This window comes from Jatrophihabitans lederbergiae (genome assembly GCF_031845305.1).
Classification (GTDB): domain Bacteria; phylum Actinomycetota; class Actinomycetes; order Mycobacteriales; family Jatrophihabitantaceae; genus Jatrophihabitans_A; species Jatrophihabitans_A lederbergiae.
Genome location: NZ_JAVREH010000015.1, coordinates 59725 through 82741, shown reverse-complemented (window position 1 = coordinate 82741; position 23017 = coordinate 59725). Strand labels below are relative to the sequence as shown.

Genomic DNA, 23017 nt, shown 5'->3' with positions numbered 1-23017 from the left:
GGCGAACAAACGGCTGGTGCTAGCCGAGCGACACCGCCGCCTGAACCTCGGTAACAGCGTCGGCAACCGGAATCTCGCGCCGCTCACCGGACTTGCGATCCCGCAGTTCGACGACACCGTTCTCCAGGCCCCGTCCCACGATCAGGATCGTCGGCACGCCCAGCAGCTCGGCATCCTTGAACTTCACTCCGGGAGACGCCTTCCGGTCATCCAGCAGGACCCGCACCCCGGACGCGACCAGCTCCGCGGCAATTCGCTCGGCCTCGGCGACCGCGGCGGCGTCCTTGCCGGTCGGCACCACCTGCACGTCCGCAGGCGCGACCACCCGCGGCCACACCAATCCGACCTCGTCATGGGTCTGTTCGGCCAGAGCGGCAACGGCGCGCGTGATCCCCACACCGTACGAGCCCATGGTGATGGTGACCGGCTTTCCCTCCGGCCCGAGCGCGGTGAGCCCGAAGGTCTCGGCGTACTTGCGGCCGAGCTGGAAGACGTGGCCCAGCTCGATGCCCCGGGCGATCCGCAGCGGCGAGCCACACCGGACGCACCGGTCACCGTCGCGGATCTCGACCGCGCCGACCTCACCGTCCGGGGTGAAGTCCCGTCCGCGCACCACGAAGGCGGCGTGCTTGTCGGCCTCGTTGGCTCCGGTGACCCAGGCGCTGCCCGCGACGACGAGCGGATCGACCAGGTAACGGACCTTCAGCTCGCTCATCACCTGCGGTCCGATGTAACCCTTGACCAGTCCGGGAACCGCCGCCAGGTCGTCGGCGGCAGCCTGCTCGACCTCGATCGGCTCGAGCTGGCCGCGCAGGCGCTTGAGGTCGACCTCGCGGTCACCGGGCACGCCGACGACGAGCAGCTCCCACTTGTCCGCACTGGGCCGGCGGGTCTTCAGCACCACGTTCTTCAACGTGTCCGCCGGTCCGAACCGCTGCGCGGGCACGCCCAGCGAAGCCCAGTCCAGGGAGTTCAATCGGTCGACCAGCGTGGCGATGGTCGGCGTGTCCGGGGTGTCGAGCACCAGGCTCGCGGGTTGCTCCAACGGCTCCTGCGCAGGCGGCTTGGCAATGTCCACCGCCTCGGTGTTGGCGGCGTAGTCACAGTTGGTGCACTGGACGAAGGTGTCCTCGCCCGACGGCGTGGGCGCCAGGAACTCCTCCGACGCGGAGCCGCCCATCGCTCCGGACACCGCAAAGACGATGCGGTAGTCGAAGCCGAGCCGGGTGAAGATCCGCTCGTAGGCGTCCCGGTGATTCTGGTAGGCCTGCTGCAGCCCCTCGTCCGTCAGGTCGAAGGAATACGAGTCCTTCATGATGAACTCGCGCCCGCGCAGCACGCCGGCCCGCGGCCGCGCCTCGTCCCGGTACTTGGTCTGGATCTGGTACAGCGAGAGCGGGTAGTCCTTGTACGAGGAGTACTCGCCCTTCACCAGCAGGGTGAACAGTTCCTCGTGCGTCGGACCGAGCAGGTAGTCCGAGCCCTTGCGGTCGACCAGCCGGAACAGCGAGTCCCCGTAGTCGTCCCAGCGTCCGCTGACCTCGAAGATCTCGCGCGGGATCAGGGCCGGAAAGTGCACTTCCTGCGAGCCGATCGAGGCCATCTCTTCGCGGACGACGTTCTCGACGTTGCGCAGCACGGCAATGCCCAGCGGTAACCACGAGTAGATGCCCGGCGCGACCCGGCGGACGTAGCCGGCGCGGACCAGCAGCCGGTGACTGGGGACCTCGGCATCTGCCGGATCGTCGCGCAGGGTGCGCAGGAACAGCGTGGACATCCGCAACAGCACGGGAACTCCTAGGTAAGAACACTCATCCGAGAAAGGCTCCGGACAAAGGGGCACCAGAGCGCGGGCACCCAACCGGGTGAGGCAAGGTTACCTAAGCCGGATCGACGCCCGGACGAAGTGCGCGAGCCGGCAACGGGCCGGGCAGTCGAAGCGAGCCGCAGCTGAGGACCGCTCGGCCGGCACGGTGCTGACTGACGCCCAGGCCGCCGGCGTGTTCCTCGTCGCTGCTCACGCTCGCAGCTTCGGCCGGTCGGCGTTGATCAACCGATCCACCGGCGACGCGGCGAACGGGCCCGCACCGGGATCGGGCTCGTCCACCGACCGGACGATGTCCAGCTCCGGCTGCCGGATGTCGCGCACGATCAGCCAGACCAGCCCCAGCAGGATGCCGTCGCGGATCAGCAGCACGCAGGTCAGGCCCTCGTACGTCAACGCCTTGTTGGGATCGGTGCCGCCGAGCAGCCAGAGCAGCGTGGCGATCCAGACCGCGATCTCCGATGCCTGCCAGATCAGCGCCGAACGCCAGCGCGGCCGGGCCAGCGCCAGCAGCGGCACCAGCCAGAGCGAGTACTGCGGGCTCCAGACCTTCGTCGTGAGCAGGAACGCGGTCACCGTGAGAAAGGCCAGCTGGGCCACCCGGGGCCGGGTCTTCGCGGTCAGTGCCAGCCATCCGACACCGCCCAGTGCCGCGAGCAGGAACAGGGCGACCGCCACGCCGGGAGGTGACCAGCCGGCGTCCGCGGCCGAGCCGAAGGTGGACGGATAGAAGTGCTTGAGCATCGCCCAGACGGTGCTTGCCTCGGCGGGCCGGCTCTCGGAGAACGTGTAGAACTGCTTCCACCCCGACGTCCAGGCCAGCGCCACCGGCAGGTTCACCACCAGCCACGTCACCGCGGCGGCGGCCGCGGCGGACAGCACCGGGCGCCAGGTCTTCGTCCGGTAGGCCAGCAGTGCCAGCGGGATCAGCAGCAGCGCCGGATACAGCTTCGCCGCCGTACCGAGCCCGATCAGCACTCCGGCCGCCACCGGTCGGTTACGCGCCCACGCCCACAGCGCCGCGGACGCGAACGCCATCGCGAGCAGGTCCCAGTTCGAGAACGCGTGGAATATCAGCAGCGGGCTGGCCGCGAAGATCGCCGTGTCCCACTGCCGTCGCCGGCCCGCGGCCCCGGCGGTCGCAGCGGCGGTGAGCAGGCCGCATACCCCGAGCAGTACGCAGGTCAGCACTCCGAACAGGATGCCCTCGTTCCGGCCCGGCAGCGGTCCGTCCGTGGCCAGGGCGTGCCAGCCGTGGGTGAGTTCGGCGGTCACCCACATGAACCCACCGGTCAGCACCGGGTACTCCACCGGGTGGTCCCGGTAGGGCACCGCGCCGGTGGACAGGCCCTCGGCACTCCAGAGCGGGATGACGTCGGAGTAGCAGGCGTGCGTGTACTGCTTGGAGGCGGTCCACTGCCCGTCCGCGCAGGGCAGTTTCTCGCCGTAACCCAGCATCATGGTGAGCGCGGCAATCGCCAGCAATACCCGCAGCGGGGTCCACCAGCTGCCGCCGAGCTGGGCAAACCGCCCGATCGGGCCGCCGATAACGGCGCTGGCCCGTCCCACGGTCGGATCGTCGCGGGACGGCAGCGGTACCGGGTTCACGGTGCGCAGCTCTGCCTCGTTCACGGTGCCGATCCTCGCACGAGGCCCTGTCAGCCGGCTGGGACCGCAGGCGAACCGGTGGGCCGGGCCGGCGCCCGGGTGGTGGCGGTGCCGGTCGGAACCGGCCGAGCGCTGGACGACGGCGGGGCCGGCTGCGAGCTGGGCGTACTCGGCGGGGGTGTCGAAACCGCTCCCGAGCTGCTCGGCGGCACGGACGGAACCGGCGCGGACGAGACCGGTGCCGAAGAGGCCGGGGCCGAGGAAACGGGCGCGGACGAGACCGGTGCCGAAGAGGCCGGGGCCGAGGAAACGGGCGCGGACGAGACCGGCGCGGACGAGACCGGCGCACTCGAACTGGGCGCGGCGGAGGTCGTCGGCGGCGTGGAGCTCGGCGCGGCGGACGTGCTGGGCGGGACGCTGCTCAGGGTCACCGACGGCGACGGCGTGTACGTCGGAGTGGGCGCCGCCGGCTCTCCGATGAGCTGGGCGGACGGCAGCGGTAGCTTGGGCTTGCCGGCCAGGTAGTTGTCCATGAACAGCTTCCAGGTGCTCCCGGGCAGGTCCCGGCCGTACTCGGGATTGCCGTTGGCGTTGAAGATCGGCTGGGTCTTGCCCGATCCGACCCACACGGCGGCGGACACCTGGGGCGTGTAACCGACCATCCAGGCATCACTGTTGTTGCCGTTCTGGTCACCCTGGATGCCGGCCGTGCCGGTCTTGGACCCGGATTCGCGGCCGTCGGCCAGCGCCCGCGCGGACCAGTCGGCCACCGGCTTGACCGCCAGCCCGACGTTGTTGGCGACCTTCGGGTCCAGCGAGCGGTCGCCCGCGTCATTCGACCGGTACACCACCTTGCCGGTGTTGTCGCTGACCTGCCGCACGAAGTGCGGACGGTGGGTGACACCGCCGTCGGCGATGGTCGCGAAGCCGACTGCCTGGTCCAGCGGGCGCACCGCATAGTCGCTGTCACCGATGCCGATACCGAACGTGGTCTGGCCGGCCGCGTTGACGAGCGTCGGCTTGCCGTTGTCCACGCGCTCCTTCGCGATGCCCATGGCATGCGCGGTGGCGGCCACGTTGGGCGGCCCGATGACGTTCGCCAGCCCGTCGAAGGTGGTGTTCAGCGACGCCTTCATGGCGAACGCCAACGTCGTTCTGCCGCTGTACTGCTCGTCGCCCGGATCGTTCTGGATGGTCGTGCCGTTGATCACCACCTGGTAGCTACCGTCGAAGGTGGAGCTCAGCGCGTACGCCGGCTTCTTGCCCTGGACGTTCTGGGTGAGCGCCGTCGCCAGGGTGTAGGGCTTGAACGACGAGCCCGGTGGACGGTAGCCGTTGGCGTAGTCGAAGCCGGTACCGCTGCTGCCGCCGTAGTAGGCCAGCACGCCGCCGTTGGCGGGATCGATCGCGGCGAGTGCCGGTCGGATGTTCTTCTGCTGCGGGGTGCGGTCGGCGAACGTCTGCGTGATCGCGTCCTGCGCGGCCTTCTGGGCGGAGCGGTCGATGGTGGTCTTGATTCTCAGGCCTTGGGTGTTGATGCTCGCCGGATCGATTCCGTCCGCGGTCATCTCGGCCTTGACCTGACGCCACACCAGGCCGAGCGGGCCATCCAGCGCGGAGTCCGAGGTCCGGACCTTGATCGTCGCCGGGAACCGCAGGGCGGCGCGCTGTTCGGGCGTGAGCTTGCCGGTACTCACCATGCCGTCGACGACGTAGGTCCACCGGTCCCTCGCCGCCGCGGGGGTCGCCGCGGGGTCGTAGTACTCGGGTGACTTGATCACCGCAGCCAGCAGCGCGCCCTGGGACCTGTTCACCTTGTCGACCGAGACGCCGAAGTACGCGTTGGCCGCGGCCTGGATGCCGTAGGCGCTCCGGCCGAAGTAGATGGTGTTGAGGTAGTTCTCCAGGATGTCGTCCTTGGAGTACTGGCGGCTCAGCTTCAGCGAGATCGCCAGCTCCTTGAGCTTGCGGCCGAGCGTCTGGTCGGAGTTCAGGTAGGCGTTCTTCACATACTGCTGTGTGATCGTGGACCCGCCCTGGGTCGAGCCCCCCTTGACGTCGTTCACGGCCGCACGGAGGGTGCCCCGGACCGAGATGCCGGGCTCGGAGTAGAAGCCTCGGTCCTCCGCCGCGAGAACCGCGTCCCGGACGTACACCGGCACCTTCGACAGCGGCACGCTCGTCCGGTTCTCGCCCCCGTCGATCGTCGCCATGGTGGACCCGTCGGCGTATTGCAGAGTCGCGGTCTGATTGGTCTTCAGCTCATCGGGGCTGGGCACGTGGACCACCGAGTAGACCCCGATGACCAGCACCGTGGACAGCAGCGCGAACAGGGCGAGCAGCCAGGTCGCCAACAGCCCGATCCGGCGCAGGATGCGCTTTCCGGTGGACATCTTCGCGAGCCGGCGCCTCTTCGCCTGCCGGTGCCGACGCCACCAACCGGCGTTGCGGCCGTCGGGCGACTGCGCGGCGCGCGGGCCGGGACGGGGCTGCTCAGGCAAGGCTCGACTCCTCGATTCGGGTGGGCGCAACTACCCGAGGATACGGAGTGTTACCTGTGAGGCGCGCGGTCAATGGACGGCCCCGTCCCGAAACTCTCGCGAAGTCGCGCCGTTGCTGCTCGATACATCGAGCTGATGTATCGTGCTGATATATCGCGGCGCACGAGATTGAAGAAGGGTCGCTCACCACATGCTTGAGATCGCGATCCTCGGACTGCTCAACGAATCGCCGATGCACGGCTATCAACTACGCAAGCGGCTCTCCGAACTCCTCGGTGCCTTCCGGGCGTTCTCCTACGGCTCGCTGTATCCGTCGCTGCGGCGGCTGCAGGAGGCCGGGTGGATCGACGAACAGGCACCACTCGAGGCTCCGCCGGGAGGCGCGGGCTTCGGCTCCCGGTCCAAGCGCGGCAAGCGGGTGTACCGCCTCACCGCCGAGGGCAAGGAGCACTTCGCCGAACTGCTGGCCCAGGTGGGGCCTGAGGCCTACGAGGACGAGGGCTTCGGAACCCGGCTCGCCTTCTTCGCCCAGACCCGCTCCGACATCAGACTGCAGATCCTCGAGGGGCGCAAGCAGCGGATGACCGAGCAGGCGGACGGCATGCGCAGCTCGCTGGCCCGCACCCGCGAGCGGATGGACCGCTACACCCTGCAACTGCAAGAGCACGGGCTCGAATCCGCGGACAGAGAAGTCCGCTGGTTGGCCGAGCTGATCGAGACCGAGCGTGGAACACCCCGCGCCGGCGAATGACCACCGACAACTACCGGATCAACAAGCCGGATCACCAACAAGCTGGATCAACTAAGGAGGAACCCCCGATGGGTTCGGAAAACGCAACGTCGGCCGCCGGCCGCATCCGTGTAGCCATCATCGGCGTCGGCAACTGCGCCGCGTCCCTGGTGCAGGGCGTCCACTTCTACCGCAACGCAGACCCCTCGGGAACCGTCCCGGGCCTGATGCACGTGAAGTTCGGCGACTACCACGTCAGCGACATCGACTTCGTCGCCGCATTCGACGTCGACGCCAAGAAGGTCGGCCGCGACCTCTCCGAGGCCATCGTCGCCTCGGAGAACAACACCATCAAGCTCTGCGACGTCCCACCGCTGGACGTGCCGGTGCGGCGCGGCCACACCCTGGACGGTCTCGGCAAGTACTACCGCGAGACCATCGAAGAGTCCGATGACGAGCCGGTCGACGTGGTCACGGTCCTCAAGGACCAGGCCGTCGATGTCCTCATCTGCTACCTGCCCGTCGGGTCCGAGGCGGCCGCCAAGTTCTACGCCCAGTGCGCCATCGACGCCAAGGTGGCGTTCGTCAACGCGCTGCCCGTCTTCATCGCCGGAACCCCGGAGTGGGCGAAGAAGTTCGAAGACGCCGGCGTCCCGATCGTCGGTGACGACATCAAGTCCCAGGTCGGCGCGACCATCACCCACCGGGTGCTGGCGAAGCTGTTCGAGGACCGTGGCGTCGTGCTCGACCGGACGTACCAGCTCAACGTCGGCGGCAACATGGACTTCAAGAACATGCTGGAGCGTGACCGGCTGGAGTCGAAGAAGATCTCCAAGACCCAGGCCGTCACCTCGAACATGAAGCACGACCTCGGGGCCCGCAACGTCCACATCGGCCCCTCCGACTACGTCCAGTGGCTCGATGACCGCAAGTGGGCCTACGTCCGGCTCGAGGGCCGCGCGTTCGGCGAGGTGCCGCTGAACCTGGAGTACAAGCTCGAGGTGTGGGACTCGCCCAACTCGGCCGGTATCATCATCGACGCCCTGCGCGCCGCGAAGATCGCCAAGGACCGGGGCATCGGCGGACCGCTGCTGTCGGCGTCCTCGTACTTCATGAAGTCCCCGCCGGAGCAGTTCGACGACACCACCGCCCGCGAGAAGGTGGAGCAGTTCATCCGCGGCGACGTGGAGCGCTGAGACACGCCGGCGCGGTCCGGGTCCGCTCGACACTGCGTCGAGTGGACCCGGCCGTTGGCCTCAGGCCGGTTCGGTAGCTCCGGTGAGCCCCTCAGATTCGGTAGCTCCGGTGAGCCCTTCAGGTTCGTCGACGAACCCGCTGCCCACCAACTCCTCGCCGCTGGACAACAGCAGCGCGTCATCGGGATCGGGAGCCGGCGGCATCAGCACCACCGGGCACGGGGACCGGAAGATGACCTGCTGCCCGATCCAGCTCTTGGGAAGCGAGCTGAGGTTGTGCGCCCGAGGCGAGTCGAGTACCAGCAGTTGGGCGCCCACCGCCGCCGACAGCAGGACGGAGCTGGCCGAGCCGCGGCGCAAGCGGTACTGCACCCGCATTGCCGCCAGGTCCCCGCCGAGGTGCCTGGCGAGCTCCTCGGTCATGCGCTGCTGCTCGCTGGCGAACGCCTCTTCCGGCGCGAGCGCCAGCACCCCGGGCGGACGTCCGCCGGGAGCCGCCGGCGGCCGCGGACCGCGCCACGCGGTCACCGCCAGGACGTGGGTGTTGCGCAGTTGTGCCTCCGCCGCGGCCCAGCGCACGGCATCGGGCGATCCGGTGCGGCGGCTGACGCCCACCACGATCGGGCTCACCATCTGCTGCTGTGTCATCTGCACTCCTCGCAAAGTCGGCTGATTGGGGGCCGGGTCACCGCTAGGCCAGCGCCACGATGCCTCGGACTCCGCTATCGCCGAGTGCTTGGTTTGAGTCGGCTTTTTCCTTCCTAACACCTCGCACCTGCTTGGAACAGTGCGAAGTCGCTGATCTTCACATCGCCGAAACAGCCGGCTCATAGGTCGAACCAGCCGGCTCACAGAAAGTCGTCAGTTGAGCCCGACGTCCACGGGGTAGGTGGAGAGCAGCGACAACGGCGCGGGCTGGCGGCGCAGGACCGAGCGCCAGAGCGTGCCGGGGCTGGCCGAGAACACGTCGTCCAGCCCACCCGCCACGACGAACCAGCCACCCGACTCGATCTCGTCCTCGAGCTGCCCGACGCCCCAGCCGGAGTGCCCGGCGAAGACCCGCAGGCTCTGCGCGCCCCGCGAGACCTGCTCGACGTCGCCGTCCAGGTCGACCAGCGCAAGGCCGCCGGTCACCGCGCGCAGGCCGTTGCCGGCGTCGGCCGTACTCGACAGCCGGCCGAGGCCCAGCGCCCCGTCCCGCTGCACCGGGCCGCCGTTGAAGACCATCGCCGGATCACTCATCACGTCCTGCCAGTCGGGCAGGATGTGACCGACCGGGGTGTGCGAGGGCCGGTTGATGATCACTCCGACCGTTCCGGTGTCGTCGTGCTCGATCAGGAACACCACCGTCCGGAAAAACTCTGGCGCGGCCAGCGACGGCGCGGCAATCAACAGACGGTGGGCAGCGGGTGGCAACTGCCAGGCTTGGTCGGCGGTCACCCTTACATCCTGCACCAACGCCCGGCACAATTGATTAACGTCGGTCCCGCGCGGGTCGAACAGACTCGACAAGCGAGCGGACAGTCCGATCGACTGCCCGCAGCGGACACCGACCGGAGCCGTAGTTGATACCAGCGATGAAGGACGACGGCTTCGCGGTGCCGTTGCTGGCCCGGCCAGACCTGCGGCGCCTGCTGTCGGTGCGGATGTTCGGACAGCTCGCCGACGGAATCTTCCAGGCCTCCTTGGCCGGCACCATCCTCTTCAATCCTGAGCGGCAGGCCCACGCGGCCGACATCGCCACCGGCTTCGCCATCCTGCTGCTGCCCTACTCGGTCCTCGGGCCGTTCGCCGGCGTGCTGCTGGATCGGTGGTCCCGCCAGCGGGTGCTGTTCGGGGCCAACCTGATCCGTGCCCTGCTGGTGTGCGCGGTCGCGGCCGAGATCGCCGCCGGGGTGCACGGGCAGCCCTTCTACCTGAGCGCTCTCGTCGTCATCTCGGTGAACCGGTTCGTCCTGTCCGCCCTGTCGGCCGCGCTGCCGCACGTCGTCGAACCCGGCCGGCTGATCACGGCGAACGCGCTCTCCACGACGGCGGGCGGCGTGGTGTCGGCGGTCGGGGGTGGCGCCGCGATCGGAATCCGGCTGGTGGTCGGTGGCGGCGAGGTCGGCTACGCCCTGGTCGCGCTCGGTGCCGCGGTCGCCTACGCGGTGGCGGGCGTTCGAGCAGGCGGCTTCACACAGGTGCAACTCGGCCCGGACGAGGACACCCGCAACCACGCCGAGTCGGTGCGCAATGTGCTGACCGGCCTGCGCGACGGTGGCCGGCACGTGCGCTCGCACCCGTCGGTGGTGCGCGCGTTCGCGGTGATCAGCGTGCACCGTTTCGGCTACGGAATCACCGCGATCTGCACGCTGCTGCTGTACCGCAACTACTTTTCCGACGCAGGGTTCTTCCGGACCGGCCTCGCGGGACTGGGGCAGATCGTCGCGGCCATCGCGGTGGGTGGCGGTCTCGCCGCGGTGATCACCCCGATCGCCGCTCGCCGGATCGGCTACGTCGCGTGGCCGGCCGTCCTGCTGATCGGAGCGGGCGTCGTCGAGCTGGTCCTCGGGCTGCCGTTCCGCATCCAGACCTTCCTGCCGGCCGCGGCGATGCTCGGGTTCGTCGCCCAGGGCGTGAAGATCTGCGTCGACACCCACATCGCCCAGCGGGTGGCCGACGACTACCGCGGCCGGGTGTTCTCGCTCTACGACACCCTGTTCAACGTCCTCTTCGTCGGCGCCGGAGTGCTCACCGCCCTGGTGCTGCCGGAGAACGGCAGGTCCGCGACGTCGGTGGTCGTCATCGGAGTGGGCTACGCCGTGACGGGGCTGGTCTACCTGTTCGCCGGGACGGCGCCCGATGACACCGCCGGGACGATGACTGCTGTTGTGATCGCCGACTGCGCCCCGGCCGGCGACGCGTTCACTGCTGCTCGGAGTGCCACCGCCGTAGTTCCGCCACCGCCTGCTCGTGGCTGAGCGGCCCGTTCTCCATCCGTAGCGCGAGCAGGTGCTGGTAGGCCCTGCCCACCAGCGGGCCGGGTGGAATCCCGAGGATGGCCATGATTTCGGTACCGTCGAGGTCCGGACGGATCGAGTCCAGCTCCTCCTGCTCGCGAAGCGCGGCGATCCGCTCCTCCAGGGCGTCGTACGTCGCGGCCAGCATCGCGGCCTTGCGCCTGTTCCGGGTGGTGGTGTCGGACCGGACGAGCTTGTGCAGCCGCTCCAGCAGCGGACCGGCGTCGGTGACGTAGCGGCGCACCGCCGAGTCGGTCCACTCGCCGCGGCCATAGCCGTAGAACCGTAGGTGCAGGAACACCAACCGGGAGATGTCCTCGGTCATGTCCTTGCTGAACTTCAGGGCCTTCAACCGGGCCTTGGCCATCCGGGCGCCGACGACCTCGTGGTGGTGGAAGGTGACCGCCCGCGCGCCCTGGCCGCTGTCCACGAACCGGCGGGTCTCCGGCTTGCCGATGTCGTGCAACAGCGCCGCCCAGCGCAGGACCAGGTCCGGTTCGGCGCCACCCGACCCAGTTGGCTCTGAGGAAGCGGCTCCGCGCTGTTCCAGACCGATGGCCTGGTCCAGCACCTGGAGCGTGTGGGCGTAGACGTCCTTGTGCTGACCATGCTCGTCCGCGGCCATCCGCAGCGCGGGAAGCTCGGGCAGCACCACATCGGCGAGGCCGGTGTCCACCAGGACCTCCAGGCCCCGCCGGGGATGGGCTCCCGCGAGCAGCTTGTTGAGCTCTGCCTGCACCCGCTCCGCCGTGATCCGGCCGATCTCGGGAGCCATCGCCGATATCGCGGCTTCCACCTCCGGTGCCAGGCTCACACCGAGTTGCGAGACGAAGCGTGCGGCCCGCAGCATCCGCAGCGGATCGTCACCGAACGACTCCGCCGGCGTGGCCGGAGTCCGCAAGACGCCCTTCGCCAGGTCGACCAGGCCACCGAACGGATCGACGAAGGCCCGGTCGTGGACCGACACGGCCATGGCGTTCATCGTGAAGTCGCGCCGGCGCAGGTCGTCGGCGATGTTGTCGCCGAACGCCACGATCGGGTTGCGGGAGACCCGGTCATAGCGATCAGCGCGGAAGGTCGTGATCTCGCAGGGCTGACCGTGGATCTGCGCGCCGATGGTGCCGAACTCGATTCCGGTCGTCCAGACGCCTGAAGCCAGCGGCGAGACGATCGCGAGCACCTGATCCGGATGGGCGTCCGTGGTGAAGTCGAGATCGCTGACGGGACGCCCCATCAGGGCGTCGCGAACCGGGCCGCCGACCAGGTACAGCTGATGGCCGGCCGCGGCGAAGGCGGTGCCGAGCCGGACGGCGACATCGGGGATGGGGACGAGATCACCAGGGTTGCCGCTCACGAGCCCACTATTCGCTCCGCGCCTCGCTCCTGCGTCACTCGGGTGCTCACTCACGGGCCAGACCTTACTGAACCGCCAAGTAGCATCGCCCTATGTCTCGCGCGTCGAACACCCGGCGTCCGCGGCTTCCTCGGGTTGATGAGACCAGCGCCGGCGGCCTTGTCCTGGACATGTCCGGCCCGGAACCGCTGGGAGCCCTCATCGGCCGGTTGAATCGCCGCGGCCGACTGCTGTGGTCCCTGCCGAAGGGCCACGTCGAGACCGGCGAGACCTTCGAGCAGGCCGCGATCCGCGAGGTGGCGGAAGAGACCGGGATCCACGGTGACATCATCGGAACCCTGGGCACGATCGACTTCTGGTTCGTGGTCGAGGGCCGCCGGGTGCACAAGACCGTCCACCACTTCCTGCTCCGAGCCGCCGGCGGCGAGCTCTCCGACGAGGATGTCGAGGTGGCCGAGGTGGCGTGGGTGCCGCTGCCCAAGATCACCGAGCGGCTCGCCTACTCCGACGAGCGCGCCCTGGTGGATGTGGCCTCGCACCTGCTGAGAGACAGCGCATGATCTCGACTCGCCGGTTTGCCGCGGCCCTCGGCGTCCTGGCGATCACCCTGCTCAGCGCCGCCGTTCCCAGTGCCGCCGTTCCCAGTGCCGCCGGATTCCAGCGGGCGCACGCCATGGCGCTGCCGCGGACCCAGCCGACGCCGACCCTCTCGTCGGTCAGCGTGACGCTGAACCGGGTGACGCCGCGCAGTCCCGACGCCACCAAGCCGTCCCAGCCGGTGACCTTCGTGGCGACGCTGACGAACAACACCGACAGCACGTACTCCGACCTCCGGGTGGGGCTACAGCGCGGCTTGCCGATCACCCAGCCGCGGCTGCTGACCGAGGCCATCAGCACCCCACCCGAAACCGGCTTCGAGGTGCCCGGGCCGCTGCGCCTGGCCGGCCAGCTGCTGCCGCGCCAGAGCGTCACGGTCACCTATCGCACCACCAGCGGCGCCCTGTGCCTGTGTTATAACGGCGTCTACCCGTACGCCGTCGTCGTACACGGGGTCAGTGACCCGGATGCCGGATCGGTGGAGCTCGGCCGGACGCAGGTCCTCCTCCCGTCCTTCCTGGACACGCCGAAAACCGTGACCGTCGGTTGGGTGTGGCCGCTGCTGGACAAGCCGCACCGTTCGGTGGACCAGAACATCTTCACCGACGAGCAGCTGGCGGGAGAGGTCGGGCCGGGGGGGCGCCTGGACCGCGCGCTGGAGGCAGCGGAGCTCGTCGCGGGGCAGGTGCGGTTGACGCTGCTGATCGATCCGGATCTGCTCGACAGCCTCACGGTGATGTCATCGCCGTCGGGATACCGGGTCCGCAGTGGCAGCGGGACGGTGCCCGGCACCGGCGGCAGGCTGGCTGCCGAGTGGCTTGCCCGGTTGAAGAAGGTCAAGGCCAAGCATGACGTGGTGCTGACCGCCTATGCCGATCCGGACGTCAACGCCGTGACCCGAGCCGGGCTGAAGTGGTCCACCGCGCTCGATCCGCAGGTGCAGGCTCGGATCGCGCCCACGCTGGACGGTGACTTCTCCAGCGACCTGCTCACCTGGCCGGCCGGTGGCGCCCTGACCAGCAAGGCGCTGGACGCCCTGGTGGGCGGTGGCGCCTCGACCATCATGCTCAGCGACGCGGCCTTTCCCGGTGCCGACCAGGACCAACAGCCTGCCGACGCCCTGGCGTCGCTGCCGTCCGCGGCCGGCGAGGCGATGGCCCTCGTGACCAACACCGGGATCGAGAACACCACGAACCAGATCCTGCGGCCGGGCGCCACCCCCCAGAACGCGCAACAGACACTGCTCGCTCAGTTGGCGATCCAGGCGGAGCAGGACCCGTCCCGGGGCCACTTCGTGGTGATCGCCCCGGATCGCTATGTCGACACCAGCCCGCAAGCCGCCGCGTCGACCATCCTGGCAACGCGCGACACGAGTTGGAGCCGCGCGATCAGCATCCGGCAAGCGCTGCGGACGGTGCTGCCGACCGACCACGGCGCCCTGCAGACCAATGTCGAGAACCCGTCGGCAGAGATCAGCCCGAGTGGCCTGCAGAAGATCGGCCAGGTCCAGCAGGCGGTCACCTCGATGAACGAGGCGCTGCACAACAACGACGCCGCGGCCGAGCTGCTCGGCGCGTTCAACAACGGCATTCACCGCGCGGAGTCGAGCGCGTGGCGGACGTACCCGGCCGAAGGTGCCAGCCTGGTCGAGAACCTGGAGGGCCGCATCGATCAGATCACCTCCTCGGTGCACCTCGTCCAGCCGGCCGTCGGAACGTACAGCCTGTCCTCGGCGGACTCCCCGGTAGTCGTCACGGTGTCGAACCAGCTTCCGAAGCCTGTGACGGTCCGCGTCGGGGTGGCCGCCGCCAACGGCGTGATCGGCTTCCGGCCACCGCCCGTCGAGACCCAGACCATTCCGGCCCGCAGCATCGCCACCATCCGGATACCCACCCACGTCGACCGGCTGGGCAAGTTCCGGGTGATCGCGCGGGTCAGCACGCCGGACGGCCGGCAACTCGGACAGACTGTGACCCTGAATCTGCGTGCCACCTCCATCGGAACCATCAGCAAGATCATTACGATCGTCGCGGTGACCGTCTTGATCCTGGCCCTGCTGCGCCGGCTGGTGCGCCGGGTCCGGCACGGTTCCAGCCACCGCAACCGGCACGGCCAGGCGCCCGCGGGCAGCGGGGCGAGCGGCCCCGGCACTTCCGGCACCGAGACGGCGATGGGAGCGACCTCGTGAGCGACGACTGGTCGACTCCGAAGATCTACGGCACCCCGATACCGCTGCCCGGCGACGGCTCGGCCCTCGCGGTAGAGACGGCTCAACCCGACAGCGCGGGGGACGGCTGGAGTACGCCGAACTACCACGGCCCACGCCGCCGCCGGCCGAGTGCCCCGTCCGGCGCGAGCACCGCCGCCGGCGCGAGCGCCGCTGGGGTAGCACTGCAGGCCCCTCCAGTTCCGAGCCAGCAAGCAGCTGATGGCATGGCACAGGCGGCCGAGAACGGGCAGCGCCTCAAGCAGGCCGAGCGGCCGGCCGCCGGCCCGGGCAGTGATCTCGGTGAGCTGTCCGAGGTAAGCGGCGATTCACCCAGCGAGCTACCCAGAGACGCGGCGGCGAGCGCCCCGAGCCTGCTGGCGAGCAGCCGGACGATGGCGATCGCCAGCCTGGCCAGCCGCGTCACAGGCTTTCTTCGCAGCCTGGTGCTGGTCGCGGCCCTCGGCATCGGTCTCAGCGATGTCGCCGACGCGTACAACCTGGCCAACACCCTGCCGAACATGGTGTACGAACTGCTGCTCGGCGGCGTGCTGGCCAGCGTCATCATCCCGGTGCTGGTGCAGGCGCAGCATGACGATGTCGACCGCGGCGTTGCCTATACCCAGCGGCTGCTGTCCATGGCGACCGCAATCCTCGGCGGCGCGACGGTGCTGGCCGTGCTGGCCGCACCGTTGCTCGCGTCCATCTTCGGCGGCTCGGCGAGCAAGCAGGCGCTGACCGGGCTCTGGGCGACCCTGCTGCTACCGGAGATCTTCTTCTACGGCCTGGGCGCCATGTTCACCGCGGTGCTGAACACCCGCGACGTCTACAGCTGGCCGGCCTGGGCCCCGGTGCTCAACAACCTGATCACGATCGCCGCGGTAGGCCTGTTCCTGCTGCTGCCCAGTGCCAAGCCCTTGACGGCGTCCTCGATCAGTGCCGGCCAGATCCTGGTGCTGGGCATCGGCACCACCCTGGGCATCGCGGGCCAGGCCCTCGTCCTGTTCGTCCCGCTGAAGAAGAGCGGCTTCACCTGGCAGTGGCGATTCCGGGCGCTGCCGTCCGAGGTCGGTCGGATGGCGGAGTTCCGGACGCTCACCAGCTGGGTGCTGGGGTACGTGGCGATCAGCCAGGTCGGGGTCTTCGCCGTTAACCGGGTGGCCAACGTACGCCGGGGTGGCCCGTCGACGTTCGCGAACGCGGACCTGCTGTTCCAGGTCCCCTACGGCATTCTCGGCGTCTCGCTGCTCACGGCGCTGATGCCGCGGATGAGCCGAGCGGCCGCGCGCGGTGACACCGGCAGCGTGCTGGACGACCTTCGGCTCGGCACCCGGCTGTCGGCGGTGGCCCTGATACCGGTGACCGCCGGGCTGATGGTCCTGGCGCCGGAGTTCACCAGCGTGATCTTCGTCGGCCACGCACACCTGGGCGAGGCCCGGCTGATCGGGGTGGCACTGGCGGCAGGTTCCTTCGGCCTGCTGCCGTTCGCCCTGGTCATGCTGCAGCAGCGGGTCTTCTATGCCATGCGAGACGCCCGGACGCCGACCATCATCAACCTCGCGATGGTGGCGACCAAGGTGGTGCTGGTCTTCACGGCGCGCTCGGCGCTGCACGGCGATGCCATCATCGTGGCCCTCACGGTGTCCACCTCGCTGTCCTACCTGGTCGGCTCCGTCGTCGGACACGTCCTGCTCCGGCGCAAGTTCGGTTCGCTCGGCTTCGGCCGGGTACTGCGCACGATGGGGTGGATCTCGGTCGCCGCGGTCGCCGGCGGGATCGTTGCCCTGGTGGTCGTGCTGGCGGGGCATTCCGTTGTCGGAACCGGACGACTGGCGGCCCTCGCCGAGCTGGTGGTCGGCGGTGGGCTCGGAGCCGCGGTGCTTGCCCTCATCGCCGTCCGGCTGCCGTTGCCCGAGGTGGCCGAGATCGTCGGCGCGGTCCGTGGCCGCGCCCGCAGGCCGGCCGACACCCAGTCCGACTGAAGCAGGTGGCCGGCCCCGACAGTGCCCGACACTGTGAAATATCGACCACCCTAATATCGTTGCCGATGGTGCTCGTGAACGGATGTTCGATGAGCTCGCGGTAGCCAACTGAGATCGAGGTAGTTGTGAGCGAGAACCACCGCAAGGTGATCGTGGTCGGCTCCGGCCCGGCTGGGTACACCGCCGGGCTGTACACCGCCAGGGCCGACCTGCGGCCGCTGGTGTTCGAGGGCAGCCAGTACGGCGGGGCCCTGATGAACACCACCGAGGTAGAGAATTTCCCGGGTTTTCCGGCCGGCATCATGGGCCCCGAGCTGATGAGCCAGCTCCGCTCCCAGGCGGAGAAGTTCGGTGCCGAACTGGTCAGTGACGACGTGATCTCGATGGATCTGCAGGGCGACGTCAAGGTCGTCCGCACCCTGTCCGGCGAGTTCACCGCCGACGCGGTCATCCTGGCCATGGGATCGGCGTACAAGAAGCTCGGTCTGGAGCGCGAAGAGGAGCTGTCCGGCCACGGCGTCTCGTGGTGCGCGACCTGTGACGGCTTCTTCTTCCGGGGTCACGACATCGTCGTGGTCGGCGGTGGCGACACCGCGATGGAGGAGGCGACGTTCCTGACGCGTTTCGCCGAGACGGTGACCATCGTGCACCGGCGGGGCATGCTGCGCTCCTCCCGGATCATGGCCGAGCGGGCCGAGTCGAACCCGAAGATCAAGTTCGCCTGGCACTCCGAGGTGGCCGAGATCCACGGCGACGGCAAGGTGACCGGCCTGACCCTGCGCGATACCCGGACCGGTGAGACGAGCGAGATCCCCGCCACCGGCCTGTTCATCGCGATCGGGCACGACCCGCGGTCCGAGCTGGTCAAGGGCCAGGTCGAGCTGGACGAGGACGGTTACATCGTGACGGACGCGCACTCCACCCGGACGAACCTCCCGGGCGTCTTCGCGGCCGGCGACGTCGTCGACCACGTCTACCGGCAGGCCATCACCGCGGCCGGCACCGGCTGCCAGGCGGCACTGGACGCCGAGAAGTTCCTGGCCGCCCTCGACGCCGTCGGGGACGTGTCACTGGCGGCACTGGAAAGCTGATCCACCGTCCGGGCACGGGGAAGGGTTCCCGCGCCTCGGGCGTTACCTCAACAGCCACATTTTCCGATACTCGTAGGAGTTGCTCTCATGGGCGCAAACACCCCCGCTGTAACCGACGCCAGCTTTGCCAAGGACGTTCTGCAGTCCGACAAGCCCGTCCTCGTCGACTTCTGGGCCGAGTGGTGTGGCCCGTGCCGGCTGGTCTCGCCCGTGCTGGAAGAGATCGCCAACGAGCACGGCGAGAAGCTGCAGGTCGTCAAGCTGAACATCGACGAGAACCCGAACGTCGCGCGGGACTACCAGATCATGTCGATCCCCACGATGTCGGTGTTCAAGGGCGGCCAGATCGTCAAGACCATCGTCGGCGCGAAGCCGAAGGCGGCCCTGCTGCGCGACCTGTCCGACTACATCGCCTGATCGCGCTCGGACCGTCCGGGTCCGTCCGACAGACAGCACCACCCAGCGCGGCCCGCGCTCCGAGAGTGGCCTACCAGTCACCGGAGCACGGGCCGTGTCGCTGTTCGTACGGCGGCTACAGGACGGCCGCCGCGAACTGCGCGTTGTACAGCGCCGAGTACGCCCCGCCGGCCGCCAGCAACTCCGAGTGGCTGCCCTGCTCCACGATCCGGCCTGCCTCCATCACCAGGATCAGGTCGGCGTCGCGGATCGTCGACAGCCGGTGCGCGATGACAAAACTGGTCCGGTCGGCCCGCAGTGCTGCCATCGCGTGCTGTACCAGTACCTCGGTGCGGGTGTCGACGGAGCTGGTCGCCTCGTCCAGGATGAGCAACGACGGGTTCGCCAGGAACGCCCGGGCGATGGTGAGCAGCTGCTTCTCGCCCGCGCTGATGTTGCTGCCCTCGTCGTCGATCACCGTGTCGTAGCCGTCCGGCAGGCTCTGCACGAACCGGTCCACGAAGGTCGCCTGGGCCGCCGCCGCGATCTCGGCCTCGCTCGCGGCAGGGTTGCCGTACCCGATGTTGTCGCGGATGGTGCCGCCGAACAGCCAGGTGTCCTGCAGCACCATGCCGATCCGGGAGCGCAGGTCCGGCCGCCGCAGTTGAGCGATGTCAGCTCCGTCCATGGTGATCCGGCCGCCGTCGAGCTCGTAGAAGCGCATGATCAGGTTGACCAGCGTCGTCTTGCCGGCACCGGTCGGACCCACGATCGCCACCGTCTGGCCCGGTGCCGCGACCAGGGACAGGTCCTCGATCAGTGGCGTGTCCGGTTCGTAGCGGAAGGACACGTGCTCGAACTCAACCCGACCACGCGGATTCTGGATGGCCACCGGCTCGGGCGCGTCCGGCTCCTGCTCCGGGGCGTCCAGCAGTCCGAAGACGCGCTCGGCGGACGCCACACCCGACTGCAGCAGGTTCGCCATCGCCGCGACCTGGGTCAGCGGCTGCGCGAAGCTGCGGGAATACTGGATGAACGCCTGGACGTCGCCGAGGCTCATGGAGCCCGAGGCGACCCGCAACCCGCCCACCACCGCGACGGCGACGTAGTTCAGGTTCCCGATGAACGTCATCGCCGGCATGATGATCCCGGAGACGAACTGGGCTCCGAAGCTGGCGGCGTACAGCTCCTCGTTCTTGGCCCGGAACGTCTCCTCGACCTCGTGCTGGCGTCCGAAGACCTTCACCAGCGCGTGGCCGGAGAACGCCTCTTCGATCTGCCCGTTCAGCGTCCCGGTGTGCTTCCACTGCGCCACGAACAGCTGCTGCGAGCGCTTGGCGATGAGCCGGGTCACCAGGATGGACAGCGGGATGGTGACGATCGCGATCAGCGCCAGCAGCGGCGAGATGATCAGCATCATCACCAGCACTCCGACCACCGACAGCAGTGACGTCAGCATCTGGCTCAGTGTCTGCTGCAGGCTCTGCGAGACATTGTCGATGTCGTTGGTGACCTTGCTCAGCACATCGCCGCGCGACTGGCCATCGAAGTACCCCAGCGGCAACCGGTTGATCTTGTCCTCGACGTCGGAGCGCAGCCGGAACACCGTCCGCTGAACGGCCCCGTTGAGCAGGTAGCCCTGCATCCAGCTGGACAGGGACGAGCAGAGGTACAGCGCAAGGACCGCGAGCAGGACGAGCGCCAGGGCATGGAAGTCGATGCCGCGGCCGGGCACGATCCCGGAGCCCGAGTACAGGCCCGCGAGCTTGTCCTGGCCGGCTGCCCGGGCCGCCGCGACGGCCTGATCCTTGGTGACCCCAGCCGGCAGACGCTTGCCGAGCAGGCCGTTGAAGATCAGGTTCGTGGCGTGCCCGAGCAGTTTCGGTCCCAGCACACTGAGCGCCACGCTGGTCAGGGTGAAGCCGATCACCGCCGCGACGGTTCTCCGCTCCGGGGCCAGCCGTCCGATCAGCCGGCGCGCGGACGGCCCGAAGTTCAGTGACTTCTCGGCGGGCATGCCCACGGCGGCGAACGGCCCCCGGGGCATCGGCGGTCGCGGGCCGGCCGGGACGTCGGAGCCGGTACCAGGGCCGGTACCGGTGGGCGATACCGGCGACGCTGCTCGGTCGGGTGTCTCGGTCCTGCTCATGCCGCTTCCCGCTCGCTGAACTGCGAGTCGACGATCTCGGCGTAGGTGGGGCAACTGTCGAGCAGCTCGGTATGCGTGCCCAGGCCGACAATCTCGCCGTTGTCAAGGACGATGATCTGATCGGCGTCGATGATGGTGGACACCCGCTGCGCGACGATGATCACCGTGGCGTCGGCTGTCAGGGGAGCCAGCGCCCTGCGCAGCCGGGCGTCGGTGGCCAGGTCCAGTGCTGAGAACGAGTCGTCGAAGAGGTAGAGCTCGGGCTGGCGGACGAGCGCCCGGGCGATCGCCAGCCGCTGCCGCTGACCTCCCGAGACGTTCGTGCCGCCCTGGCTGATGACCGACTCGAGGCCGTCCGGCATCGCCTGTACGAAGTCCGCGGCCTGGGCGACGTCGAGGGCCTGCCACAGCTGCTCGTCACCGGCCTGTGGGTTGCCGTAGCGCAGGTTGCTCGCGACGGTGCCCGAGAATAGGTACGGCCGCTGCGGCACCAGCCCGATCAGGCCGCACAGCAAGTCAGGGTCCAGGTCCTTCACGTCGACCCCGTTCACCCGAACCGATCCGGCGGTGGCGTCGAACAGCCGGGGGATCAAGCCTACGAGGGTGCTCTTGCCGGCGCCGGTACTGCCGATGATGGCGGTGCGCTGGCCGGCCGTCGCGGTAAAGCTGATGTTCTTCAGAACCGGGTCGGCCGCCCCGGGATAGCAGAATTCGACATCCCGCAGTTCCAGGTTGCCGCGTCCGGTCACGCTGGTCACCGGTTCGGCCGGCGGCACCACCGAGGACTCGGTGTCCAGCACCTCGACCACCCGCTCGGCACACACGGCTGCCCGCGGCACCAGGATCGCCATGAAGGTCGCCATCATGACGGCCATCATGATCTGCATCAGGTAGCTGAGGAACGCGGTCAGCGAACCGATCTGCATCCGGCCGTCGCTGATCAGGTGGCCACCGAACCACAGCACCGCGACGCTGGAGGCGTTGACCACCAGCATCACGGTCGGGAACATCAAGGCCTGCAGCCGGCCGACGCGGATGGCGCTGGCCGTCACGGCGGCGTTGGCGCCGGAGAAGCGCTCCGTCTCGAACGGCTCGCGGACGAAGGCGCGTACCACCCGGATGCCGGTGATCTGCTCGCGCAGGATCCGGTTGATGGTGTCGATCCGCGTCTGCATCAGCCGGAACTCCGGCACCATGCTCCGGACGATCAGGAAGATCGAGCCGATCAGCACCGGCATGCTGACCACCAGCAGCCACGAGAGGGTGACGTCCTGCCGGATCGCCATCACCACGCCGCCGAAGCACATGATCGGTGCTGACACCAGCATGGTGCAGCTCATCAGCACCAGCATCTGCACCTGCTGGACATCGTTGGTGTTGCGAGTGATCAGGGACGGGGCTCCGAAACCGTTCAGTTCCCGGGCCGAGAAGGCGCCGACCTGGTGGAAGATGGCCGAGCGCAGGTCGCGACCGAAGCCCATCGCGGTACGGGCGCCGTAGCACACCGCTCCCACCGAGCAGAGGATCTGCACCAGGGCCACACCGAGCATGACCATGCCGGTCGAGGTGATATAGCCGGTGTTGCCGGTGGCCACGCCCCTGTCGATGATGTCGGCGTTCAGGCTGGGCAGGTAGAGGCCGGCGGCGACCTGGATCAGTTGCAGCACGATGACCAGGCCGAGCGGGCGCCGGTAAGGCCGCAGGTACGTGCGCAGCAGCCTCAACAGCATGGCGAACCGGCCTCTCTGTCGCAAGCACCGCTGGTGGGAGCACCGCTGGTGAGGACACCGTGCAGCAGTATCGACACGATCTCCGACGCGGACATCGGGGTCTCGTCGGTGACGCCGGGATGGGTGCCGGCGAAGGTCAGCATCCGCACCGTCCGAGCCGCCTGTGCCGGGCTGACCCGCAGGGCGTCCGCGTCCGGCGCGATCAGGTCCTCGATGGCTCGGAGTATCCGCGCCTGGCCCTCGCGCAGCTGATCGTCGTCGTGAACCCGCCGGCGGGTGGCAGCCTGCGGCGCCGTGCGGCCCAGCACCGTCATCAGGCCGATCACCGACCGCAACCGGTCCTGCAGGACCTCCACCGCCGCGACAAGGCGCTCACCGAGGGGCAGTGTGGGGTCGATGCGGCCGAGTTGCTCCAGTCCGGGAGCCGGGTCGAAGGCGGTGGCAAGCGCCGCGTCGATGATCGCCGCCTTGTCGGGGAAAGCCCGGAACACCGTCCCCTCGCCGACACCGCAGGCGTCGGCAATCTGCTTGGTCGTGACGGCATTGCCGTGTGCGCGCAGCAGCGGCAAGGTCGCTTCGACGATGGTGGCCCGGCGTTCGTCGGGCGCCATGGGGGAGGCGCGACGGGCTTCGACTGTCATACTCTCAAA

At 68.9% G+C, this 23017-nt stretch carries 17 protein-coding genes; 8 read left to right on the top strand and 9 right to left on the bottom strand.

Annotation, left to right across the window (positions count from 1 at the left end; all coding sequences use genetic code 11):
• Positions 1-19: 19 nt before the first annotated feature.
• The 3 genes from RM423_RS12800 to RM423_RS12790 form a co-directional block, all read right to left on the bottom strand.
• Positions 20-1789 (bottom strand): proline--tRNA ligase, encoded by a 1770-nt coding sequence (locus RM423_RS12800; RefSeq protein ID WP_311423419.1) that lies wholly within the window; start codon positions 1787-1789, stop codon positions 20-22.
• A 228-nt stretch (positions 1790-2017) separates the two neighbouring features.
• On the bottom strand, positions 2018-3457 hold the full coding sequence (locus tag RM423_RS12795) for a glycosyltransferase family 87 protein (protein WP_311423418.1): 1440 nt from the start codon (positions 3455-3457) through the stop codon (positions 2018-2020).
• Positions 3458-3483: 26 nt separating this feature from the next.
• On the bottom strand, positions 3484-5934 hold the full coding sequence (locus RM423_RS12790; protein WP_311423417.1) for a transglycosylase domain-containing protein: 2451 nt from the start codon (positions 5932-5934) through the stop codon (positions 3484-3486).
• A gap of 190 nt (positions 5935-6124) precedes the next feature.
• Here RM423_RS12790 and RM423_RS12785 point away from each other — a divergent pair, with 190 nt between their 5' ends.
• Both RM423_RS12785 and RM423_RS12780 read left to right on the top strand, forming a co-directional pair.
• Positions 6125-6685, top strand: coding sequence for a PadR family transcriptional regulator (locus RM423_RS12785; RefSeq protein WP_311423416.1), 561 nt, complete (start codon positions 6125-6127; stop codon positions 6683-6685).
• Between the two features lie 68 nt (positions 6686-6753).
• On the top strand, positions 6754-7860 hold the full coding sequence (locus tag RM423_RS12780; protein ID WP_311423415.1) for an inositol-3-phosphate synthase: 1107 nt from the start codon (positions 6754-6756) through the stop codon (positions 7858-7860).
• A gap of 60 nt (positions 7861-7920) precedes the next feature.
• Here RM423_RS12780 and RM423_RS12775 read toward each other — a convergent pair whose 3' ends face one another.
• Entirely contained in the window at positions 7921-8508 is a 588-nt protein-coding gene (locus RM423_RS12775) for a universal stress protein (protein ID WP_311423414.1), read from the bottom strand.
• Positions 8509-8721: 213 nt separating this feature from the next.
• Positions 8722-9300, bottom strand: a complete 579-nt coding sequence (locus RM423_RS12770) for a YqgE/AlgH family protein (RefSeq protein WP_311423413.1) — start codon at positions 9298-9300, stop codon at positions 8722-8724.
• A gap of 137 nt (positions 9301-9437) precedes the next feature.
• On the opposite strand from RM423_RS12770, the gene RM423_RS12765 reads away from it, so the two are divergent.
• Positions 9438-10823 carry an MFS transporter gene (locus RM423_RS12765; RefSeq protein ID WP_311423412.1) on the top strand — a complete coding sequence of 462 codons (1386 nt, stop codon included), beginning with the start codon at positions 9438-9440 and terminating at the stop codon, positions 10821-10823.
• On the opposite strand, the gene RM423_RS12760 is transcribed toward RM423_RS12765, so the two are convergent.
• The gene (locus RM423_RS12760; RefSeq protein ID WP_311423411.1) at positions 10768-12216 is read right to left on the bottom strand and encodes a CCA tRNA nucleotidyltransferase; all 1449 of its coding nucleotides are present in this window, start codon (positions 12214-12216) and stop codon (positions 10768-10770) included. The genes RM423_RS12765 and RM423_RS12760 overlap by 56 nt on opposite strands.
• 92 nt (positions 12217-12308) lie before the next feature.
• Between RM423_RS12760 and RM423_RS12755 the strand changes: the two genes are divergently transcribed.
• From RM423_RS12755 to trxA, 5 genes are all read left to right on the top strand, one after another.
• Positions 12309-12776: an NUDIX hydrolase gene (locus RM423_RS12755; RefSeq protein ID WP_311423410.1), complete on the top strand. Its 468-nt coding sequence runs from the start codon at positions 12309-12311 to the stop codon at positions 12774-12776.
• Positions 12773-15001: a hypothetical protein gene (locus tag RM423_RS12750; RefSeq protein ID WP_311423409.1), complete on the top strand. Its 2229-nt coding sequence runs from the start codon at positions 12773-12775 to the stop codon at positions 14999-15001. The genes RM423_RS12755 and RM423_RS12750 overlap by 4 nt, the downstream gene beginning before the upstream one ends.
• Positions 14998-17001 carry a murein biosynthesis integral membrane protein MurJ gene (gene murJ / locus RM423_RS12745; protein WP_311423408.1) on the top strand — a complete coding sequence of 668 codons (2004 nt, stop codon included), beginning with the start codon at positions 14998-15000 and terminating at the stop codon, positions 16999-17001. Before RM423_RS12750 ends, murJ begins: the two co-directional genes overlap by 4 nt.
• Before the next feature lie 125 nt (positions 17002-17126).
• Positions 17127-18092 (top strand): thioredoxin-disulfide reductase, encoded by a 966-nt coding sequence (gene trxB / locus RM423_RS12740; protein ID WP_311423407.1) that lies wholly within the window; start codon positions 17127-17129, stop codon positions 18090-18092.
• Positions 18093-18179: 87 nt separating this feature from the next.
• The gene (gene trxA / locus RM423_RS12735; protein ID WP_311423406.1) at positions 18180-18509 is read left to right on the top strand and encodes a thioredoxin; all 330 of its coding nucleotides are present in this window, start codon (positions 18180-18182) and stop codon (positions 18507-18509) included.
• A 115-nt stretch (positions 18510-18624) separates the two neighbouring features.
• Here the strand turns inward: trxA and RM423_RS12730 are convergent, their stop codons facing one another.
• From RM423_RS12730 to RM423_RS12720, 3 genes are read right to left on the bottom strand one after another with little or no spacing between them, the layout of a single operon-like run.
• Entirely contained in the window at positions 18625-20637 is a 2013-nt protein-coding gene (locus RM423_RS12730; protein ID WP_311423405.1) for an ABC transporter ATP-binding protein, read from the bottom strand.
• Positions 20634-22367 carry an ABC transporter ATP-binding protein gene (locus tag RM423_RS12725; RefSeq protein ID WP_311423404.1) on the bottom strand — a complete coding sequence of 578 codons (1734 nt, stop codon included), beginning with the start codon at positions 22365-22367 and terminating at the stop codon, positions 20634-20636. Before RM423_RS12725 ends, RM423_RS12730 begins: the two co-directional genes overlap by 4 nt.
• Positions 22358-23008, bottom strand: coding sequence for a TetR/AcrR family transcriptional regulator (locus tag RM423_RS12720; protein WP_311423403.1), 651 nt, complete (start codon positions 23006-23008; stop codon positions 22358-22360). Before RM423_RS12720 ends, RM423_RS12725 begins: the two co-directional genes overlap by 10 nt.
• Between the last annotated feature and the right edge of the window lie 9 nt (positions 23009-23017).